This is a genomic window from Virgibacillus sp. 6R, assembly GCF_001895305.1.
GTDB classification, from domain to species: domain Bacteria; phylum Bacillota; class Bacilli; order Bacillales; family Amphibacillaceae; genus Virgibacillus; species Virgibacillus pantothenticus.
Map to the genome: position 1 here is coordinate 346,662 of NZ_CP017762.1, position 22,398 is coordinate 369,059.

18 protein-coding genes are annotated in these 22,398 nt (G+C 37.4%); 2 read left to right on the forward strand and 16 right to left on the reverse strand.

Features of this window, described 5'->3' with window-relative positions; all coding sequences use genetic code 11:
* Positions 1-255: 255 nt before the first annotated feature.
* From BKP57_RS01685 to hemA, 8 genes are all read right to left on the reverse strand, one after another.
* Positions 256-1,512 (reverse strand): LysM peptidoglycan-binding domain-containing protein, encoded by a 1,257-nt coding sequence (locus BKP57_RS01685; RefSeq protein WP_050353211.1) that lies wholly within the window; start codon positions 1,510-1,512, stop codon positions 256-258.
* 464 nt (positions 1,513-1,976) lie between these two features.
* Positions 1,977-2,159: a hypothetical protein gene (locus BKP57_RS01690; RefSeq protein ID WP_128743505.1), complete on the reverse strand. Its 183-nt coding sequence runs from the start codon at positions 2,157-2,159 to the stop codon at positions 1,977-1,979.
* A gap of 90 nt (positions 2,160-2,249) precedes the next feature.
* Positions 2,250-3,536, reverse strand: coding sequence for a glutamate-1-semialdehyde 2,1-aminomutase (gene hemL / locus BKP57_RS01695; RefSeq protein WP_050353213.1), 1,287 nt, complete (start codon positions 3,534-3,536; stop codon positions 2,250-2,252).
* A gap of 15 nt (positions 3,537-3,551) precedes the next feature.
* Complete coding sequence (gene hemB, locus BKP57_RS01700) at positions 3,552-4,538, reverse strand: porphobilinogen synthase (protein WP_050353214.1); 987 nt, start codon at positions 4,536-4,538, stop codon at positions 3,552-3,554.
* Complete coding sequence (locus tag BKP57_RS01705; RefSeq protein WP_050353215.1) at positions 4,535-5,314, reverse strand: uroporphyrinogen-III synthase; 780 nt, start codon at positions 5,312-5,314, stop codon at positions 4,535-4,537. The genes hemB and BKP57_RS01705 overlap by 4 nt, the downstream gene beginning before the upstream one ends.
* The gene (hemC, locus tag BKP57_RS01710; protein WP_050353216.1) at positions 5,314-6,243 is read right to left on the reverse strand and encodes a hydroxymethylbilane synthase; all 930 of its coding nucleotides are present in this window, start codon (positions 6,241-6,243) and stop codon (positions 5,314-5,316) included. Before hemC ends, BKP57_RS01705 begins: the two co-directional genes overlap by 1 nt.
* An 18-nt stretch (positions 6,244-6,261) precedes the next feature.
* Positions 6,262-7,080: a cytochrome C assembly family protein gene (locus BKP57_RS01715; protein ID WP_050353217.1), complete on the reverse strand. Its 819-nt coding sequence runs from the start codon at positions 7,078-7,080 to the stop codon at positions 6,262-6,264.
* A 16-nt stretch (positions 7,081-7,096) separates the two neighbouring features.
* Entirely contained in the window at positions 7,097-8,467 is a 1,371-nt protein-coding gene (hemA, locus tag BKP57_RS01720) for a glutamyl-tRNA reductase (RefSeq protein WP_050353218.1), read from the reverse strand.
* Positions 8,468-8,823: 356 nt separating this feature from the next.
* Between hemA and BKP57_RS01725 the strand changes: the two genes are divergently transcribed.
* Positions 8,824-9,315, forward strand: a complete 492-nt coding sequence (locus BKP57_RS01725; protein ID WP_050353219.1) for a LiaI-LiaF-like domain-containing protein — start codon at positions 8,824-8,826, stop codon at positions 9,313-9,315.
* Positions 9,316-9,535: 220 nt separating this feature from the next.
* Here BKP57_RS01725 and yihA read toward each other — a convergent pair whose 3' ends face one another.
* The 5 genes from yihA to BKP57_RS01750 form a co-directional block, all read right to left on the reverse strand.
* Complete coding sequence (gene yihA / locus BKP57_RS01730; RefSeq protein ID WP_050353220.1) at positions 9,536-10,123, reverse strand: ribosome biogenesis GTP-binding protein YihA/YsxC; 588 nt, start codon at positions 10,121-10,123, stop codon at positions 9,536-9,538.
* On the reverse strand, positions 10,104-12,440 hold the full coding sequence (gene lon, locus BKP57_RS01735) for an endopeptidase La (protein ID WP_050353221.1): 2,337 nt from the start codon (positions 12,438-12,440) through the stop codon (positions 10,104-10,106). Before lon ends, yihA begins: the two co-directional genes overlap by 20 nt.
* Before the next feature lie 1,023 nt (positions 12,441-13,463).
* Positions 13,464-14,741, reverse strand: a complete 1,278-nt coding sequence (gene clpX, locus BKP57_RS01740; RefSeq protein ID WP_050353222.1) for an ATP-dependent protease ATP-binding subunit ClpX — start codon at positions 14,739-14,741, stop codon at positions 13,464-13,466.
* A 939-nt stretch (positions 14,742-15,680) separates the two neighbouring features.
* Positions 15,681-16,967, reverse strand: coding sequence for a trigger factor (gene tig, locus BKP57_RS01745; RefSeq protein WP_050353223.1), 1,287 nt, complete (start codon positions 16,965-16,967; stop codon positions 15,681-15,683).
* Between the two features lie 126 nt (positions 16,968-17,093).
* Positions 17,094-18,071 carry a tetratricopeptide repeat protein gene (locus tag BKP57_RS01750; RefSeq protein ID WP_232231295.1) on the reverse strand — a complete coding sequence of 326 codons (978 nt, stop codon included), beginning with the start codon at positions 18,069-18,071 and terminating at the stop codon, positions 17,094-17,096.
* A 286-nt stretch (positions 18,072-18,357) separates the two neighbouring features.
* On the opposite strand from BKP57_RS01750, the gene BKP57_RS01755 reads away from it, so the two are divergent.
* A complete protein-coding gene (locus tag BKP57_RS01755; protein WP_050353561.1) occupies positions 18,358-18,975 on the forward strand; it encodes an HD domain-containing protein in 618 nt (205 codons plus the stop codon).
* 520 nt (positions 18,976-19,495) lie between these two features.
* Here the strand turns inward: BKP57_RS01755 and BKP57_RS01760 are convergent.
* The 3 genes from BKP57_RS01760 to BKP57_RS01770 all read right to left on the reverse strand — a co-directional run bounded on the left by BKP57_RS01760 (position 19,496) and on the right by BKP57_RS01770 (position 22,367).
* On the reverse strand, positions 19,496-20,737 hold the full coding sequence (locus tag BKP57_RS01760; RefSeq protein ID WP_050353225.1) for an NAD(P)H-dependent oxidoreductase: 1,242 nt from the start codon (positions 20,735-20,737) through the stop codon (positions 19,496-19,498).
* Positions 20,738-20,753: 16 nt separating this feature from the next.
* The gene (locus tag BKP57_RS01765; RefSeq protein WP_050353226.1) at positions 20,754-21,362 is read right to left on the reverse strand and encodes an NADPH-dependent FMN reductase; all 609 of its coding nucleotides are present in this window, start codon (positions 21,360-21,362) and stop codon (positions 20,754-20,756) included.
* Positions 21,363-21,428: 66 nt separating this feature from the next.
* The gene (locus tag BKP57_RS01770; protein ID WP_050353227.1) at positions 21,429-22,367 is read right to left on the reverse strand and encodes an FAD:protein FMN transferase; all 939 of its coding nucleotides are present in this window, start codon (positions 22,365-22,367) and stop codon (positions 21,429-21,431) included.
* Between the last annotated feature and the right edge of the window lie 31 nt (positions 22,368-22,398).

Genomic DNA, 22,398 nt, shown 5'->3' on the forward strand with positions numbered 1-22,398 from the left:
GCTTAAAAACAAACAAATAGTTTAAAAAAACTTTTCCGTGTCCTAGTAATTAATAATTTATCGTTTCAATAATCATCATCATTCCGTATTTAGGGCTAAACAAGCTTGCCACTAAGGCGAACATACGTTATATAATTACTAGTTTTTTTGAACGATCATCCTCATGTTCATTGCTAAAGGAAGCAATTAGGGGCCACAACCGATTTTTTTCGAGGTTGAAAGGCACCCTGTAGGAATACTTCATTATCTTTAAAGTCATTGTTTCTTCTTTTGCGGAATGTATAGTAATTGTCCTTCTGTAACATCATAATCGTCATCTAAACGATTCTGTTTAATTAATTGTAATGCTGAAACTTGATACCTTTCCGCAATCGAGTCAATCGTATCCTGTTCCTGTACGATACATAAGCGCATACTTGTATAGCTATTTTCTTCTTTACCACTAAACATATCAGCTAAATAGCTAACATCCTTAACACCTTCATGATTACGCCGATCATCACTATTTTGATTTACTTCAGGGGAAGTCTCAGCGTCCTCCTGCTCATATTCCTCCTCTGTCCATTCATAATCTTCATCCTCTTCCATTTCTTCTTCATCCAAATCATCGTTTTCCTTAGCCTCTGTGCCAAAAAATTCCTTTAATGTTTTTGTTTCTTTATACTTCCATCTTCCAGTTTCATCTATTTCCTCATTGGTATCCTCTGTGGATGCAGGTCCCTCTGCCAACTCCTCCTGATCTTCCGCCTTATTTATTTCTTCTACTCTTAGTGTTTTTTCTGTTTCTTTGCTTACTTCCAATTGTTCCTCATCCAGTACTTTTTCTGTTTCCTCGCTTACTTCCAATCGCTCCTCATCCAGTACTTCCTGATTCGGATCATCGAGAAATGGCAATGACTGATTATCTTCTATCTCTTCACTTTTATGATCTAACTCCGACTGTTGAAGTTCAAACTGAAAATGATCCACGTTTTCTTCACGGAAATCACTGTCCGCTTCTGCTGTTGCAACATCGAATTCGTCCTCCGATTGTTCCTCATCCACTTCCTGTTGCTCAGTTGGAACCATACGCTCTTCCTGTTGGATACCATGGATTTCTATTGTAGAATATAAGCGGAATAATGTTGGGTCGGGGATTTCATAATCAAAGGTTTGAATATAAACGCTTATATCGTTTAAATCTGCTATACGGTTTGCAGGTACAGAGATTTCTACTGGAAAGCGGTGGGAGAATATACATAAGCCATCTTCGTTTTCTTCTTCAACTACTTCAACATATCGTTTTGAAGCCATCTCATTTAATTCTAAATCACTGTAAAAATCGTTGTGACTGCTCTTTTCATACTCTCCTTTTAACTCAATAACTCCTCGAATCGAAATATAATCGTGAAATGAATGAATAGAGATATCTGGTTCCAAAGAAACCCCTCTCATTTCATTCACTTCCTGTCCTTTTTCAAAGTAGAGCGTTTCATTCAGTTCAAACTGAAATACGGACTCCTTATTTGTCATGGTTCTCCTCCTCTCCATCATATAGTTCATATATGATGATATGCCTTATTCAACTATATGAACGACTCCTTTCAGATATTACAATCGGAGAGACTTGAGTTCCACGAAGGTTGAAGAAATGCTATGTGATTTTACAAACCTTTTAACACAAGAACAAAGGCGCGGGGCGCCCGTTTAGCAACGTAGCGAATGGAACGAATCAACTAAAGATAAAGGAATCACGGTGAGGCGACGAACCGATGATAACTTATCTGTAGGGCGCATTTCTAAAGTCGCATCGTTGCTGGGCTCATGCGCCGGACGTAACTAGTCGGTTATTTCGTTATCCCCAAGCACCTCATTTTATAGTTTCCTATACAACAAAAACCCCTGGCTAAACATTGATGTTTCGAAAGATTTGATCCAGGTTAATCTCTCCAAAACAAAAATATTTAAGCTAGCAGAGGTCTTGTTTCTTATTTTATCTAGTTTTGAGGTGCCGAAAACCAAATCACTTCAAAAATTAAAGACGGTACAGAAAAGTCTATTTGGGAGGATGCGCCACCTAAATTCCCGATCGCTCGGGCAGGTAATACGTTGATCCCAGTAGGTGTAACCACAGAAAAGAATCCTTCTTTTTCAAGATCAAAGAAAGCTACGTTAGCCATCAATTGCACATAAAAATAGTTTTTCCCTTTTGTCTGAGGTCTTAACCTTTGAGCCGCTAATTATAAGGGGAAGCCCCACTGAATAAAGCTTTACTTGATTGACGCAAAAGCAGTATGAATGGCTTTAATGGTGTGCTCAATATCTTTATCTGTATGAGCAGTGGATAGAAATAGACCTTCAAATTGAGAAGGTGGAAGAAATACTCCTTGTTCGATCATTGCTCGGTAGTATTGGGCAAAATAATCAAGATTTGCAGATTGCGCCGTCTTAAAATTCACCACTTCTTCATTTGTAAAGAATACACCTACCATTGAACCAGCCCGATTAATTTGTAACGGTATATTATATTTGCTTGCAGCTTCGGTAAATCCTTCCACTAATCGATCTACTTGCTTATTAATGGCTTCATAAGACGATTCATTTAGTGCTTTTAACGTCTCTAGCCCTGCCGTCATTGCTAATGGATTTCCAGATAGTGTTCCTGCTTGATAGATGGATCCAGTTGGAGCAACTTTCTCCATAATTTCTCGTTTTCCACCATAAGCTCCAACCGGTAATCCTCCACCAATTACTTTTCCTAGACATGTCATATCCGGCGTTACTCCAAAGTGACCTTGCGCACAGTGATAACCTACACGAAAACCTGTCATTACTTCATCAAAAATAAGTACCGTTCCGTTTTGCTCCGTAATTTCCCTTAAGCCTTGCAGGAAGCCTGCTTTTGGTGGCACAACTCCCATGTTACCGCTAACCGGTTCTACAATAACAGCAGCAATGTCATCTCCATACGTCTCAAACGCATAACGAACACTTTCTAAATCATTATATGGAACAGTTATCGTGTTTTGAGCAATCGTTTTAGGGACACCTGGGCTGTCTGGGAGTCCGAGCGTAGCAACACCAGAGCCCGCCTTAATTAACAACGAGTCACCATGACCATGGTAATTCCCTTCAAACTTTACTATTTTATCTCTTCCCGTGTACCCTCTAGCTATCCGTAATGCACTCATCGTAGCTTCGGTACCTGAATTTACCATTCGAACCATTTCAATCGATGGAACACGATCAATAACGAGTTGTGCAAGTTCATTTTCCAATAATGTTGGTGCACCGAAGCTTGTCCCTTTTTCCGTTACTTCCTTTAACTTTGTTACAACACGTTCATCTGCATGCCCCAAGATCAATGGACCCCAGCTTAAAACATAATCGATATATTCATTGCCATCCACATCCGTAATCTTAGACCCCTTGCCAAATTCCATAAATATTGGCGACATCCCAACAGATTTAAATGCACGTACTGGGGAATTAACACCACCCGGCATCAAGTCAACTGCTTCTTTGTAAGCATCTTTGGATTTCATAAAATTCTCCATCAAGCATCCTCCTATCTACTTTGTAGTAGCTAACCATTTTGCGGCATCTTTTGCAAAATAGGTTATAATCAAATCAGCTCCAGCACGTTTCATGGAAAGCAGCTTTTCCATCACTAGTGCCTTCTCATCAATCCAGCCATTTTGTGCTGCTGCTTTTACCATAGCATACTCTCCACTTACATTATAAGCGACAATAGGTAGATCAAAGTTATTTCTTACGTCACGTACAATATCTAAATAGCTAAGGGCGGGCTTAACAATTAAAAAGTCTGCACCCTCGGCAACATCTGATTTTGCTTCTCGAAGTGCTTCTAATCGATTAGCAGGGTCCATTTGATATGTTTTTCGGTCTCCAAATTGTGGTGTGCTATCCGCCGCGTCTCGAAATGGGCCATAAAATGAGGAGGCGTATTTAACCGCATACGACATAATTGGAATTTGCGTAAAACCCGCTACGTCCAAGGCAGAGCGAATAGCTGTCACGAACCCGTCCATCATGTTAGAAGGAGCAATAATATCTGCACCCGCTTTTACTTGTGAAACAGCAGTTTTAGCAAGTAATTCCAATGATGCATCGTTGTCTACATCATGTTCATGTATAACACCGCAATGTCCATGTGACGTATACTCGCATAAACAAGTATCTGCGATCACAAGCATCGATGGTTTCTGTGCTTTAATTACCCTCGTTGCCTGTTGTACGATTCCATTATCACTAAACGCCCCAGTGCCTTCTGCATCCTTTTCGTTTGGCACACCAAACAAAATAACTGCCTGAATGCCAAGCTGGTCAAGCTCATCTATCTCTTCAGTTAGTAAATCAATGGATAGCTGGTATACACCAGGCATAGAAGGAACTTCCTGTTTGATCTTTTCTCCTTCCACTACAAACATTGGATACACTAAATCAGCTATATGCAAGTGGGTTTCTCTTACTAAATCCCTGATCGCTGATGTGTGTCTTAATCTACGGTGTCGGTCAAAAGTCGGTAAGTTTGTCATTCTGTCTCTTCCTTTCTTTGATTCGTAACATCTTGCTTTATACATTCAATCATACCATCTACTGTAAATTCTTTGGCTGTTAAAATAGGGCTAAATCCTAATTCTTTGGCTCGCTGCTCGGTCGTTGTACCAATACAAATGCATGGCGCTACCTTTCTAGCAGTAGTCATATGAGCAAATGCTTCCACCGTAGAAGGACTTGTGAACGTAATATAATCGATGACCGTTTTTGCTAAGGTGGTTTGTAAAAGTAATTGCATTTGTTCATTTTTATGCGTTTCATAGACTTCAAGGTTTGTATATGTTTTCTTTCTCTTCTCGAACCGCTCTGGTAGAACATCGCGAGAAAGATTCCCACGAACGAGCAGGAATTCATTGGCATCAGGATATTGAGTTAAAAATTCATCGGCCATCGTATCTGCATCAAAAGAGCTTGGTATAAAATCAGCCGAACGACCTGTTAGCTCGATGAGTTTAGTTTCTGTTTTGCGCCCTACTACTGCAATGTTAAGTTTTGCTAGATGCTCTAGAGGAATGCATTCATGCTTTAATAGCTGAAAAAAGCAGGCTACTCCATTTCCACTCGTAAAAAAAATCCATTGATACTTCATTAATTGTTGGATAACATCATGATTTGGAGGGCGTATACAAGTAATATAAATAAGGGGGATTTCTACAGGTTCGCCCCCTAAACCTTTTATTTTTTGTGCAAACTTAGCTGCTTTTCTTTGTTCACGAGTGATTAAAATTCGTTTTCCAAGCAGTGGTAAGCACATTACTCATTAAGCTCCTCTTTTACCTTTTCAATAATTTCCTTTGCACCACGATCCAGCAATAATTGAGCTGCTTTTTTTCCAACCGCTTCTGGCTCCTCCCCGCGAACTATTTCTTTTAACACTGTTTTTCCATCTGGAGTACCTACAAAGGCTGTTAATACAATTGTTTCTCCCTCTAAATATGCATAACCGCCAATCGGCACTTGACATCCTCCCTCAAGCAAATGAAGAAATGTTCGTTCTGCGGTCACCGTTCGAGCAGTATCTTCGTCATGAATAGCTGTTAATAGTTCTTTCAATTCGTGGTCATCTTCACGACATTCTATCGCTAAAGCTCCCTGTCCAACTGCAGGAACACAAACTTCTGGCTCTAAATACTCGGTAATTAACGCTTCACTTAAGCCGACACGTTTTAATCCAGATACTGCCAATATAATGGCATCATAATCTTCTTCCTGCAATTTCCTTATCCGTGTTTCTATGTTTCCACGTATCCATTTTATTGTAACATCTGGTCTTATCGCTTGTATTTGGGCAGCTCTGCGTAAACTGCTCGTACCAACAATTGCACCGTTCGGCAAATCTTTAAAACGCACATTTCCCTTAGACAGAAACGCATCACGATGATCTTCACGTTTAGGAATCGTTGTAATGATAAGTCCTTCTGGCATTGCAGACGGCATATCCTTCATACTATGTACTGCTAAATCAATTTCCTTATCATACATAGCCTGTTCAATTTCTTTAATAAACAGACCTTTTCCGCCTACCTTGGATAAAGTAACATCCAAAATCCGGTCGCCTTTTGTAACAATTTTCTTGACTTTGAAGTCATTTTTTACTCCTGCTTTCTTCAATTGATCAATGACCCAATTCGTTTGCGTTACTGCAAGATTGCTTTTACGAGAACCTACAACTAATGTACGCAAATTAATTCCCCCCTACAGTTAAAAATGAAATTTCGATAACGTACTAAATAAAAAGAAATTAATGAGTAACAATAAAAACGCGACTGTATTATACATAGCAATGGCCCTGCCCCTATATCGTTTTAATAATCGGATTACTAAATAAATGATATAAACAGCCAATACAAAGAAAGAACCAATCGTTTTTAAGTCCACCCAGTAAAACAGAGCACCAGATACATAGGCCCAAACAATTCCTAGAATAATCGCGATTAACAATAACGGAACACCTATGGTTACTGTTTTAAAAGCATAGTTGTCTAGTTGATTTAAATCCGCAAATCGCCACATCCATTTTAAGCCTTTTTTTCGTTTTATTAATTGATATTGAATTAAATACATGACGGATAATAAAAATGAGAGCGTAAAAAAACCATAAGATATAAGTGCGATAGTAACATGAGCGATTACGATTTCGTGAACAAATTGTACCGCATGTGCTTGCCAATTCCTTTTCGCATCAGATAGCAAATACAATAATAAAATGAAAAAACTAAAGACGTTCGTAAAAAACACTATAAAGTTAACTGGAAATAGCTTGTTCGCAAGCAATGAAATCGATACTAAAACCCACGAATAGAAAAACAGACTATCATTTAAACTTACAACTGGAAAACTCTTTACAAAAAATACTTCATAGAATAAAAAAACGGTTTGAATGATCCAAACCAAACTAAGCAACCAGAAGGCGATGCGATTTACCCTCCGGTTGTCTTGAACAAAATCAATAAAGTATCCCATCAAGCTTAACCCATAAATCATTAATATGAATTCATAAAGCCATTTCAATTCTACCATATGTGAAATCCTCTCATTATATGGTCGGCATCTTATTTAAAAGCGGAAAGGATACTTGCTTATTTTTCATGACCTTATTTGTATCATTTTTTTTTGCTTGTTTATCTAGTTCTTCCTGGACTTCTTCATGGATACCGAAAATGTCTATAAACAACTGAAGTGATTCACTCGAACGATCCCCTACCGCCATTTCTTTAGCTTGTGTAATTGGCTCTTTTAATAATTGGTTGATAATGCTTTTTGTATGTTTATTAATGACCTTTTTTTCTCTTTCTGTCAGGTCAGGCATTTTTCTTTGAATACTTTTCACCGTTTCAGCTTGAATAGAAAGTGCTTTTTGTCGTAAAGCTGAAATAACAGGCACGACACCTAATGTTTTCAACCATTCTTTAAATGCAACCATTTCTGCTTCAAACATCAGTTCAATTTGTCCCGCTGCTTCTTTTCTCGCTTCTAAATTCTCATCAACGATATGCTGTAGATCATCAATATCATACAAGAAGATATTATCTAATTCACTTACAGTCGGATCAATGTCTCGTGGAACCGCAATATCTACTAAGAACAAAGGATTTCCCTTCCGCCCTTTTTGCACCTTCTCCATCAATTGTTTAGTCAGAACAACGGATGAAGACCCTGTCGAAGTAAGTAAAATATCCGCATTTTGCAACACAGTTGATAACCGATCCATTGTCTCTGCTCGTGCAGCAAATTTCGCAGCCAATGCCTCCGCATTTTCCATGGTACGGTTCACAACCGTAATTTCAGTAGCGCCAGATCCTTGCAAATTCTTGACAGCGAGTTCACCCATTTTTCCCGCACCTAATATAACAACGTGTTTTTGCTTTAAGTCACCAAAGATTTTTCTTGCTAATTCTACAGCAGCATAGCTAACCGAAACAGCTTGTTTACCTATAGCTGTATCTTTCTGTACACGCTTACCAAAAGTAATAGCTTGTTTAAACAACTCATTAAAGACGGTTCCTGTCGTCCCCGTTTTTTGTGCAGTTAAAAATGCCTGCTTTACTTGTCCTAAAATTTGCGTTTCCCCTAATACCATCGAATCTAGCCCTGTCACAACACGAAATAAATGCTCCATTGCCCCATCATTTTCCGTAATTTGCAAAAAAGAAGAAAAGGTGGTTTTTTCCTCCTGAAACCAGTCAGCAAGAAATTGTTTAATATAGTATCGTCCCGTGTGTAACTGATCTACCACCGCATAAATTTCGGTACGATTACAAGTTGAAACAATCACATTTTCTAAAACACTTTTTTGTCCGTTCAAAGTCGCCATGGCTTCATGAACATTATGCTCTGAAAAGGCAAGCTTTTCCCTAATTTCTACAGGGGTTGTTTTATAATTAAAACCAACCTTTAAAATATGCACAACCATCTACCCCCAAATAAAGTGAAACTTCAATCATGAATACTTTTGAAAACAATGCACTTGAGCTAGTTATTAATCAGTGAAAAGACTCTTACTCTCATTGCACATCATCTACGACAGTAGGCTCTAATAACCTTAAAAACAAAAACTATCATTTAATAATGAATATAAAATAATATTATTGCTAATTTCTATTATAACATGTATATTTCGTTACAATTTAGCAAAATGTGAACATAATCTGAAACATTGTGCTAGCATATAACGTATAAGACGTTGTACGCAATACGTCTGTACTTTATCATAACAGCAGTAAAGAAGCAAGAATTCGAACTACAACGTCATGAGGTGATCACTTGAAAAAACAAAATACTCTCACAGCCTATTTACTTATTGGTATTGGTCTGTTTTTTTTACTTCAACAGTTAAATATCCCCATTTTTAATAACTTTTATTCGTGGCAAACGATAATTATTGTAATTGGACTTGTCCTTTTAATTCATAGCTATATTACAAAAAATTATCAGAATTTATTTAGTGGTACGATTTTACTCGGACTCGGCATTCATTTTTACGGGCTTGCCTATTATTCTTTCTGGATTGATCATTGGGCCATGTATGTATTAATTGTAGGTATTGCATTTATCGTTCGATTTTTTCAAACGAAAGAAGGGGTTATACCTGGATTATTGCTAATTGCTTTTTCTTTAATTATGATTTTCTCTGTTCAACTCCCAACCTGGTTTAACTGGATTTATTCCATTGTCGATTTGATGGAACGTTTCTGGCCCGTTCTATTGATTATTATTGGATTCTATTTGTTAAAAGGGCGTAAATCACATAAATAAGTTAAATAAGCTAACAAAGTTAAAGCGCTCCTCCGAAGAGAGCGCCTTGGTTAAAAGGTAAGAAAGTATACTAATCCTGGCTCTATTCTTTTCCGAGCCAGGATTAGTACCATTTTCTTAAGTTAAGTTTTTAACTTCCGCTTCTAGCTCACCGTTTTCTCTCCTCCAGTTCGGTTCAGTATATACTGCTAACCAACCGCATGTGGCTTTTTCCTTTTCATTATAGAGCCATAAACTGTCGGAGAATAGCCCAAGCTTCTTCTTTACCTTCACCTGTTTCCGCAGAAAAGGGTAATAAATAGTCTCCTGCTTCTAATTGGAAAGCATCCCCTGTTCGTTTTACATGATGGGATCGTTTATTTTTAGATATTTTATCCAATTTAGTAGCCACAATTATAACCGGTAGCTCATAATACTTTAAAAAATCATACATTTGCAAATCATCGCTTGTAGGCTCGTGACGAATGTCTGTAATTAAAAGAACAGCTTGGAGAGAACTGCGTTTTCCAAAGTACTCCTCCATCATTCTTCCCCACTTTTGCCTTTCCTTCTTAGACACTTTTGCATAACCATAGCCTGGGACATCGACAAAATAAAACGCATCATTCATACGATAAAAATTTAGCGTTTGTGTTTTTCCTGGTTTTGAAGAAGTTCGTGCTAAATTTTTTCGGTTAATTAGCGTATTAATAAAGGAAGATTTTCCGACATTCGATCGGCCCGCTAAGGCTATTTCGGGTAATCGATCATTTGGGTATTGTTTTTCACTAACCGCACTTATAACTATTTCAGCTTTTGTTACTTTCATCTTGCTCCCCCACTAACGCATGTTGTAATACTTGGTCTAAATGGCGAACGGTTATAAATGTTAAATCCTTCCGAACGCTTTCTGGAATCGATTCAATATCTTTTTTATTATCTTCCGGAATGATGACAGTGGAAATGCCAGCACGGTGAGCACTTAATGTTTTTTCTTTAAGCCCTCCAATCGGAAGAACACGTCCTCGCAATGTTATTTCTCCTGTCATTGCTACTTCTTTTCTTACGGCTCGTCCCGTTAAAGAAGAAACCAAGGCTGTAGCCATCGTTATACCGGCAGATGGGCCATCCTTTGGTGTTGCTCCTTCAGGTACGTGAATATGAATATCACAATTTTCATAAAATGATGGATCGATATTCAATTCGGTAGCACGGGAACGAATATAACTAAAAGCAGCTTGGGCAGATTCCTGCATGACGTCACCTAGTTTTCCTGTGAGCGTTAATTTTCCCTTTCCAGGGTAATGGGAAACTTCAATAGCAAGCGTATCGCCTCCTACAGCTGTATAAGCAAGCCCAGTGGCTGTACCTACTTGATGTTCCTTTTCCACCAAGCCATATCGGTATAATGGTTTCCCGAGCAACTCCTCTAGAATGTTTTCTGTGATAACTATACGTTTTTTCTTTCCAGACACAACGAGCTTGGCAGCTTTTCGGCATAAAGCAGCTAATTGCCTTTCCAAATTACGAACCCCTGCTTCTCTTGTGTACAACCGAATCAGCTTTTGCAGCGCGTTATCACGCATTTGTAATTGACCTTTTGTTAATCCATTCTCTTTTAACTGCTTAGGCAATAAATGACGCTTGGCAATATGTTGTTTTTCAATTTCCGTGTAACCAGCAATTGAAATAACTTCCATCCGATCAAGTAAAGGAGCAGGAATATTATTGATGTAGTTCGCAGTAGCAATAAACAAAACATTGGAAAGATCATACGTTTCTTCAATAAAATGATCACTAAATTGCCGATTCTGCTCCGGGTCAAGTACTTCCAGTAAAGCAGAGGATGGATCACCGCGAAAATCATGAGCCATCTTATCAATTTCATCTAGCAAAAACACCGGATTGATCGTCTTCGCTTTTTTCATTCCTTGAATAATTCGGCCTGGCATTGCACCAATATAGGTTCGTCTATGCCCTCGAATTTCAGCTTCATCACGAATGCCACCTAAGGAAATTCGGATAAAATTCCGGTTAACCGCATGGGCAATGGATTTCGCTAATGATGTTTTGCCAACTCCAGGCGGACCTGCTAAACAGAGTATTGGTCCTTTAATGGAAGAAGTGAGCTTTTGTACTGCTAAGTACTCTAAAATACGCTCCTTCACTTTTTCCAATCCATAATGCTCCCTGTTCAATATTTTCTCCGCTTGGTTGATGTCTATCCGATCTGCTGTTTTCTCTTCCCAAGGTAACGCTAACAGCCATTCTATATAATTCCGAATCACAGAGCTTTCTGCAGAGCTTTGCGGTACTTTTTCATAGCGGTCTAATTCTTTAAGTGCCACTGTTTGAATACGTCCAGGCATGGTAGAATCATTTATCTGTTCCCTTAAATCATCCACCTCTCCCATTTTACCATCTTTTTCTCCTAGCTCTTTTTGAATTGCCTTTAATTGCTCACGTAGATAATACTCTTTTTGCGTCTTTTCCATCGAAGTTTTTACACGTTGACCAATCTTTTTTTCTAAATCAAGCACTTTTTGTTCGTTTGATATGTATTGAATCAAAAGTTGTAACCGATCCTTAATCGCCTGTGTTTCCAATAATGCTTGCTTTTCTTTTATTTTTAAAGATAAATGGGAAGTAATGATATCAGCCAATCTACCAGGTTCATCGATATCAGCCACAGTCGCAAACGTCTCATGTGTAATTTTTTGAGAAAGACTCGTATATTTTTCGAACTGCGTTAATAATGAACGCATAAGTGCTTCTTGCTCATATAGATCTGATTCGATATCAGGTAGTTTGTTCACTTCCACTATAAAATCTTGCTCTTGCTCTACATATCGTAAAATTTCAGCTCGATATAATCCTTCAACCAGTACGCGCATGGTGCCATTTGGAAGTTTTATCATTTGCTTAACCACCGAAACGGTTCCAATAGAATAAATATCCTTTGGCTCCGGTTCTTTTAAACGCGTTCTTTTTTGTGCCGCTAAAAATATGTATTGATTTTCCATCATTGCTTTCTCTATAGCGGAAATGGATTTTTCTCTTCCTACATCTAGATGTAAAACCATAGAAGGAAACACAAGTAATCCACGTAACGGCAGGAGGGGGAGTTGTATTTTATCATTAGTCATCATATGTACCTCCATATATAGGTAGTGGTGTATGTATACATTCTTAAATTCTATATAAAAGCATGCAGTTTGTAAATGAATTTATCCAGGCTGCTCAAAAAGTGAGCTAAAATGGTTTAAGGATAATCTTAGTTAGCTTGTTTACTACTTTTTCAACAGTTAGTTATTTAAGTATATTACCTTAAACTGATCGCTGAGCTTTATTCCCATTTTTAAAACATACGCTTATAAACTTTATACATATCCATTAGTATTGCAGTAGTTGAAGAAACATATGCAACAAAAAGCTATTCTTATCAAGTGAATCTTCAATCAGTGGGGGTTTTTTCATCCTCCACTGATTTTGTCAGTACTGCGAACCAAAGGCGCAAGCGCCCGTTTAGCAACATAGCGAATGGAACGAATCAACTGAGATAAAGAAATCACGGTGAGGTAACGAACCGATGATGACTTATCGTAGGGCGATTTCGTGAAGTCGCCTAGTTGCTGGGCGATGGAGCCGGACGTGGCTATTCGGTTATTTTGGTATCCCCAAGCACCTCATTTTATACTTTGTATGAAAAAAACGCTATTTACCATTATATAACTTATTTATTTTAGGTAGTATTTCAAGAATCTAAACATTATAAAGCAAAATTTTTCATCATAGATGGTGGCTTGCGCTCTTGGCGAGCCATGCTGGTTTCTTATCTTTTAAAATACGCATGGCCCTTGAGGAATTAGGAATTTAAGTGCTGTTATCACCCTAGTTAGTCGTTTCATTTCATCTAGTTCGTGATCCGCGCGAAGTGAAGGGTTCACAGCACTTTCCATTCGGGATAAAAAGAGACTGACCTGTTACATAGTGTAATTAAGTCAGTCTCTTTTACCTATTCAGGTTTTAATTGGTAGAGCAAATATCGATACGATTATGTTTTGTTCGTAGATTTTTCAACCATCTAAACCTTCTCGTACGAATAATTCAATACTGTCCAGCAATCAAATTTGATATTTTATTGTTGAAGGACAATTCGAACAGCTATTTTAAGCACTTTCTTTCGGGTGTTTTTTGGCACCTTCCGTTACCGTTCCATCCCGATACACTAGCTTAGGAACGCCTTCTTCTACCACTGTTTTTTTGGTAATAATACACTTTTCAATATCATCTCTGGACGGAAGTTCAAACATGACATCAAGCGTTATACCTTCAATAATAGAACGTAGACCCCTTGCTCCTGTTTTACGTTCTATTGCTTTGGCAGCAATTTCTTTTAAGGCTGCCTCTTCAAATTCCAATTCTATGTTGTCTAACTCGAATAACTTTTGATACTGCTTCACAAGAGCGTTTTTCGGCTTCGTCAAAATTTCGATTAGCGCTTCTTCATCCAATGGAGTTAAACTTCCAATAACTGGAATTCTGCCGATAAATTCCGGAATAAGCCCATAGCGCAACAGGTCTTCTGGTAATACTTTTGCTAACAGTTCACCCATTTCCATGTCCTGTTGTTTTTCATTAGCACCAAATCCAATTACTTTTTTACCGAGACGACGTTTGATAACCTGATCAATTCCATCAAATGCACCACCGACGATAAACAGGATATTGGTTGTATCGATTTGAATAAATTCTTGATGCGGATGCTTTCTTCCACCTTGAGGCGGAACACTTGCTACGGTACCTTCCAAAATTTTAAGCAAAGCTTGTTGCACACCTTCGCCCGAGACATCTCTCGTAATGGACGGGTTTTCCGATTTACGTGCCACTTTATCTATTTCATCAATGTAAATGATACCTTTTTCTGCTTTTTCCACATCATAATCTGCTGCTTGAATCAACTTCAGCAAAATGTTTTCTACATCTTCTCCAACATAGCCGGCTTCTGTAAGGGAAGTTGCATCAGCCATCGCAAATGGTACATTAATAATCCGTGCCAAAGTTTGTGCTAATAATGTTTTTCCACTTCCAGTCGGACCAATCATCGCGATATTACTTTTTGATAATTCTACGTCGTCAGAAGAAGTTTTTGTGGTATTAATTCGTTTATAATGATTATATACAGCCACAGACAAGTTCTTCTTTGCCTTTTCTTGCCCAATCACATAATCATCTAATATATCACATATTTCACGTGGCTTCGGAATTTCTTTCAGTTCCGTTTCCTCTTCTGTTCCAAGCTCTTCCTCAACAATTTCCGTACATAATTCTATACATTCATCACATATATAAACGCCAGGTCCGGCGACTAACTTCCGAACTTGATCTTGGCCTTTACCACAGAACGAACATTTTAATTGTCCTTTTTCCTCATTGAATTTAAACATCTTTATTTTCACCCCTAAAAGTTAAATCTCTTTCCTTTACACTTGCTCATTTAGGTTTCAACTTATAGTCATCATATCAGATCAAAATTAAAACACAAAACGATACACCTTTCTTTGTGCCTTATTCATCCATAATTGCCCAAGTCGACATATTTTCGATCATACACACTAGCATACCCATTGTTCGTCCGATTCATGTCAAATGTACAAAATTCTCCGATTACAAGTTAAAAACAGGGCACTTAGCAGCCAACAATTTATACTTTACTTGCCATGTTTGCATACAGTACTACAATAAGCGCTAACTGTTAGAAGTATAAACGAGGCTAGGGCGTAAGCATTTTTATCAAATTAAAATCCGAACTACCGAGACACGGTGGACGCTATATATAACCCACTCTGGAAATATACTGGCTGTTGAACCTCTTTGTGCTAACGCAATTGTAGGTCCAAACATACCCTTCTACTGCTTTGATCTACATTTATTTCCGAAGCCATGAGTGCATCAATCACCTTTAGAGTAAATAGTTCAGTTATGTCCCTGCCTTATTCATATACAATAAGTTAGAACCTATATTTAAGTATATTATGATGGACTCTGTGTATTACTTTATAAGAGAATTACCAAAAAGTCGAATAAAAAGGATATATCGATTGGATGATGATTTTGCAGGAATCCTTTATTCCAAAGCCCCTCCGTATATCAAAAGTAACGATAGCTATGCAGGCAAACCAACACTAAAAAACATGGTACAAATACAAAAGCATCTGTTAAATCGCATCGATATTTAAAGCAGGACATCCATTTTGCCCAATCCTTTTTATCCTCTTTTTGAAAGCGAACGATAGGTAATTATATGGAAAAACAAGGTGTGAAAACATCACACCTTGTTTGCATCTTTTCCTGTTCCACATCTGTTTATACGTTTTTAAAATGAATTAAACGGCTTTACTTTGTTCAACAAGGAAATCAATAGCTTTACGCTTTTTCAAATCGTTTTTTAATGCCTCAGCATTACCACCAAGCATTTGTCTGATTTGTTCTTTTTCAGCACCATACATTTCTGCCATCTTATCAAGCTCTGCTTCTACATCTTCATCAGATGCTTCCAATTCCTCTGTTTCAGCAATTGCATCTAGTGTAAGGTTTGTTTTTACACGCTTTTCAGCATCTTCGCGCATTTGCTCTTTTAAGCCATCTTTATCTTGCCCAGAGAATTGAGTGTACATTTCTAATGTCATTCCTTGCATTTGTAGACGTTGTTCAAATTCTTGAACCATTTGGTCAAGCTCTGTTTCTACCATTGCATCAGGAATATCGATTTCCGTGTTCTCACTTGCTTTTTCAATTAATGTTTCACGTTTCTTATTATCTGCATCTTGTTTCTTTTGCTCTAAGAGCTGCTCTTTTTTCTTTGCTTTTAATTCTTCAAGCGTTTCTACTTCATCGTCTAAATCTTTAGCAAACTCGTCATCAAGCTCAGGGAGTTCTTTAAACTTCACTTCATGAATAGTCACTTTAAAGGTTGCTTCTTTCCCTGCAAGGTCCTCTGCGTGATAATCCTCGGGGAAAGTTACGTTTACTTCTACTTCTTCCCCAGGCTTTTTGCCGATAAGCTGCTCTTCAAATCCTGGAATAAATTGTCCAGAGCCGATTTCTAAAGAATGATTTTCAGCTTTTCCACCTTCAAATGCTTCTCCATCTACAAATCCTTCAAAATCAATAACAGCAGTATCGCCTTCTTCAATTTCACCATCTTCTTTAACAACCAATTCAGCGTGATGTTCACGTTGATGCTCTAAGTCATGCATTACGTCCTCATCTGTGACCTCTACTGTTTCCTCTTCTACTTCCAAGCCTTTATATTCACCGAGTTTAACCTCTGGCTTTACCGTTACTTTAGCGGTAAACACTAAAGGCTCACCTTTGCCAATCGATTCAATATCAATATCCGGTTGATCAACTGGCTCAATTTCAGCTTCATCGACAGCTTGCATATATGCAGTCGGCAACACAATGTCAACAGCATCCTGATAAAGTGCTTCTACACCAAAACGCTTTTCGAACAATCCGCGGGGTATTTTCCCTTTACGAAAGCCTGGAATTTGTACATCTTTTGCGACTTTCTTAAATGCCTGGTCTAACGCTTTATCAAATTCCTCTGCACTTACTTCAAATGTAAGTACACCTTCATTTCCTTCTTGTTTTTCCCACTTTACTGACATATATTTCCCTCCAAAATCTATTGTGTCCTTCATTTTTCAAACATTCACTTATTATTAAAAGAGCGAGATTTACAACCATTTCATTATAACATAATTGCTTCTCCTTTCAAGCATTTCGTCATATTTCTAGTTTTCCTCAATGATACTAGAATACAAGGCTTCACACCGTTCAATGTCTTCTATGTAATGATCCACATTCATTAAGTTTCTATCCACATCCAGTTGTATATTTAAATAATTTGCACCAATTGCTTTCAGTGCTAAGGCGATGTTTTCAGCTTCATCTTTTAACGGAAGTATCGGATACCTAACATACATATAATGATATAAGAGTTTCTCCAGCAATCCATATAACGTTGGGTTTTTCTGTTCCATTTCGTTAATGATGAGAAAAATTTGTTTCACTAACGTATGATCCCGGAAGTCTTCCATATCGTTTGGGTTTATTTCTATATTTCTTCCCCACTTGCTAACCTCTATCGAGTTATTATAGTTTATCTCCTGTAACCAAATTAAAATAGCTGTTTTTACAACTGGATGGATCTCTTCCTTTACTAATAGATGAACCATATTACGACTAGGTTCACTTTTCATGCGGCGTAATTTTTCAATCATCTGCCACTGTTTTTGATAGTCTCCAGCAGCAATGGCGTTATTCAATTCTTCCACATATGCCGTACTATGTTCAATCACCATATCTGCTTTTAATTTATTGCTCATTTCATATAGTTGTTGAAATTGCCCTTTTAAAACTTCCGGTACTTCATGTTCTTTAAACTCTTCTTCCACCTGTTGCATTAATGTATCGTATTGATTTGTTTGAAATAAAATGGTTAAATAAATATGTAAATAGTGATAATAGTGATTACCTTGATGTTGAAGCACATCCTCGCATATTTCCTGAGCTTCCTGATGTCGGCCTAACTCAATTAAACAAATTAACTTCCCACTTACAATTTCATAGCTGTTGATTTGATAACTTAATAATTCATCCAACTTATCCAATGCTTCAGCAAACCTTTTTTCTTTTAAGGCCATTAAACTTTCTTCTTCCAGTGCAGTTCTCCACTTTGGAAACAAAATAACGTTTTCGCGTTGCTTCATCATTTCCCTCCTTTCCATGTTCATTTAGATCGGTGTTCAAAAAGGAGGCAGCGACAGATCGATAATTCGAGAGGCCTTAAAAATAAAAATGCATTACATGTGATGCTAGAGTTGTAAGAAGCACTTTTAACCAACTTTTTGAACAACTACTTTAACTATAACATACTAAACATTCTTTCCCGGAGCAATGAATTTTGAAACCTTTTCCTTAAAAGGTTCTTCTATTTTTATTATTGCAACGATAGAAGATATTTTATTTATTACTATATACATAGAGGTGAAAATCATGCAGGATAAATTAAAACGTATTTACCAAATTATTAGACTGGGAGAAAATCTTAAAACGGAGCTACGACACAGCTGGTTATCCAACGGTAGAAGGGAAAGCGTTGCAGAACACACATGGCGCATGACGTTAATGGCTGTTTTACTGCAACCATATTTAAAAACAAATCTGGACATGGACAAATTATTAAAAATGGTCATTATTCATGATCTGGTAGAAGCAGAAGCACGAGATATTCCTGTCTTTGAAATTATGAATGATGTAGCAGCCATGAAGCAGAAACAAGCTAATGAATTGCGAGCAATGAGCAACATCAAAAACATCTTACCTGAAGAACTAGGGGAAGATTTGTATCGAATTTGGATTGAATTTGAGGCAAAAGAAACATACGAGGCAAAAGTTGCGAATGCATTGGATAAACTAGAAGTCCAAATACAACACAATGAAGCGGATATTAGTACATGGAAGCCAATTGAATACGAGTTGTGTTTGCTACTTGGAGAGCATACAGATTTTAGCTCTGTTTTAACCGAATTAAAAGCCATTATAGAACTAGAAGCAAAAGAAAAAATACAGCAATCCCAGAAGCAAACAATTAGTTTACAGAATAAAAAATAGAATTCACTATGATAATTGTTTACATAACAGCTATATAGCCAGCCGTTCCATTTGTAAAAAGTTATATGGAATGGCTTGCATCTTTTATTTTTTTTATCACGGTAGAACGTCTTTTTTCCAATTTTAAATTAAATTTATTATTTTTGCATTTTATAACTAGAACGTACTTACGTTATAAACTAAATCTCCAATTAGGGAGGGATTCTTTCATTCTTTACTGATGGTTTGATAGCAGAAGTGAGCATTTTACTTACAGTTAGCACCTCACTTATCCTCCTTGCCTTCACTTCACTAGAGACCAACTTCAGAGGGTGTCTTTTCGCTATTACACATAAACGTACCCTATTGGTAGGCTTTTTTAAAGTGTCTACTCTATAGGGTACATTTTATTTTTTTGAGAGGCTTTTCTCTATAAGATTCAAAAATAAATGAATGAATTATTGAGGAATCAGTCATTTTTCTTATGATTTAATTGACCTTGACTTACACAGATTAGCCTCCATTAAGTTTCTTGACTAGTTCATTTTTGGTGATTAACAGAGGTGCTAGAAACAGTATCTACATTTTTATAACCACCATCATTTGCTGTGGCGCCTGATACACCATCTACGTCGTGATTATCATTAGCAGAAGCACCAGAAACAGCATCTACATCGCCAACTAATTTTTGACCAGTTTGTTTTAAATACCAGTCGATAATTGGTTTAAAATCTAATATATACTCATTAATTCCAACATAGTTTCCCGCTTCATCATGCATCGCTTGATAATTATGAACCACATATTTATCAGGTCCGTGAGTTGGTACGTGAACACGAACGGCATCTGTGGCACCAGAACGTAATTGTTGAATCACCCATTCTACGTTTTTAAGGGATTTTGGTGGGTGGCAATTAGCTAATGGATTCCCTACTTGACCTGGTGTACGTGAAGCCAACATTTCTTCAGCAGGCAATGTATGGTTATAGTACAAGAATTGGTTATTGCTGTCTGCATAAGTTAATTCCATTGGCATAGAGGCTAGGAAATAATTCAATTGATCTACCGTTAAGATACCGCGATCTAATTTCACATACGTTTTACCTTCAACAGCGCCTACTATTTCAGCAGCTTTTTCTACCCAGTCTTCTGCCGCCATATCAACACCATCGATTGTAGTGTCAATTTTACCTGTAGCGTGTAAATCTTCTGGATCAGCTGGCTTCTTAGGACCTTCTAAGACTGCTACGACATTAACGAAGCGGACAAATTTTTGCAACGTGCTTTCTAAGAATTTTTGAGTTCCTTGATCTTTCAAGTTACCTTGTTCATCAAAGGCTTCTTTTACTTTTCCTAGTAAAAATTCATTTCCGGGCATAACAATCGCATTAACTCCTGGCGCATCCAAGATTTGTCGTAAGTGTAATTGCGCACGTGAAGAGCCTTGAGCGTAATATGAAGCTCCTACAATCATTACTGGTTTGTTTTCAAGTGGATGAATTTTAAATGATAACCACTCAATTAAACTTTTCAAGCCAGCTGGAATGGTATGGTTATGCTCAGGAGTGGCAATAATCACACCATCTGCGTGCATAATTTTATTATTAATGCGCTGTATAGCTGGACTATTCGTTTGATCATCACTTTGATTGAATAGTGGCAAATCTTTAATTTCAATGACTTCCATTTCAAATAAATGATTAAATTGTTTTGCGATATATTTTAATAAGATTCGGTTATATGATAGTTCTGCGTTAGATCCTACAATACCGACTAATTTCATATATGACACTCCCCTTTTAGATAGATTCCCATGAGAAATTTTCTGCTATTTCTCGATTAATTGAATGCGCATGGTTCAATTGATTAGTAATAGAAACAAAAGTTAAGAAATCATCGAATAATCCTTCAAGTGTCTCCACTTGTTGCTCATCTACTAAGTTTCCCGCTTCATCAAAAGCTTGCAGAGAATGATTTAACAAGAATTCTGAGCTAGGCATGATACGTGCTTTTAGTTCTGGCGCATCCAAAATTTGTCGTAAGTGAGCTTGAGCTCTTGAAGAACCTAGTGTTCCGTATGAAGCTCCTGTGATCATTACTGGCTTATCTACAAATGGGAAGACCCCGTACGACAACCAGTTTAAGACGTTCATTAATGATGCTGGTACAGCGTGGTCATACTCCGGTGTACTAATAATTACACCATCTGCCTCACTAATTTTGTCTGCTATTTCTTGAGCTGAAGCGGGTAATTTCTTATTCTCAGGCTTGTTGAACATTGGCACATCTCTAATTTCTACCAATTCAATCTGTGCTTTATCCGAAAAATGTTTTTTCATAAATTGCAGTAACTTACGATTAGTAGAATGGTCTGAGTTTGTCCCCACTAATCCAATAAATTTATTCATATTGGTTTCTTCCTTTCCTCTAAATATTATATATTTATCTGGAGTCAGTTAACCCCGGTTAATAACTCAGATTGCTTGTTTAACTATTTTGGCTTCCAAAGCTGCTGAACAAAATATTTCTTCTTTATTGGTCACAACCATACATTCCATTCCTTGAAGATCATTTACAATCTTGATAATTTCATCAGCAGTTTTTCCGAATAAACGCGTAGTCCAAATTTCTCCATCAACAGATTGATCAGAAATAATAGTTAAACTAACCACGTCTGTTGTCATAGGATAACCCGTTTGAGGATCAATAATATGATGATAAGTTTGCCCATCTTGAGTCAAGCTTCTTTCATATACTCCTGAAGTAACAACTGATTGATTGAAAATTTTTAAAACAGCTAAATAATCGTCGCGAGATTGTAAGGGATCTTGAATACCAATATGCCAATTACCATCTGGCTTAAGAGAGGGGCCCAAGACCACCAAGTTTCCACCTAAGTTAATTAACGCAGAAGTTACCTGAGCTTTTTTTAAAAAATCAATGATTAAATCTGCAATATATCCTTTGGCTAATGCGCCTAAATCGATTAACATCCCTGGTTCAGTTAGAAAAACAGAACACTCCTTGTCATGGAGTACGATTTTTTTAGGGTTTGTCCGCTCTAGCAACTCAGTAATTTCATTATTGTATGGCACTCTAGCATTTGAAAAACCAATACGCCAAGTTTGTACTAACGGACCGATAGCAATGTTTAAATGGCTTCCTTCAGCACAACTGTGTTCTTTTCCTATCTTAATAAGCTCGTACAGTTCTGGGTGTACAGTCACTGGTTGAATACCAGCATTTTTATTAACCTGCATCAACTCAGAACTAGGATCGTTAGCACTAAATCGATGCTCATATTCTTTTAAACGTGCTATTACTTTATCTAAAATTGCTTCAGCAAGTTCATGCTGAACAGATAAATCAATCACTGTCCCCATTAAGTGCACAACTCTTCTTTTTAGCTCCAATCTCAGTCACCTCTTTTCTAACACTCTTCTT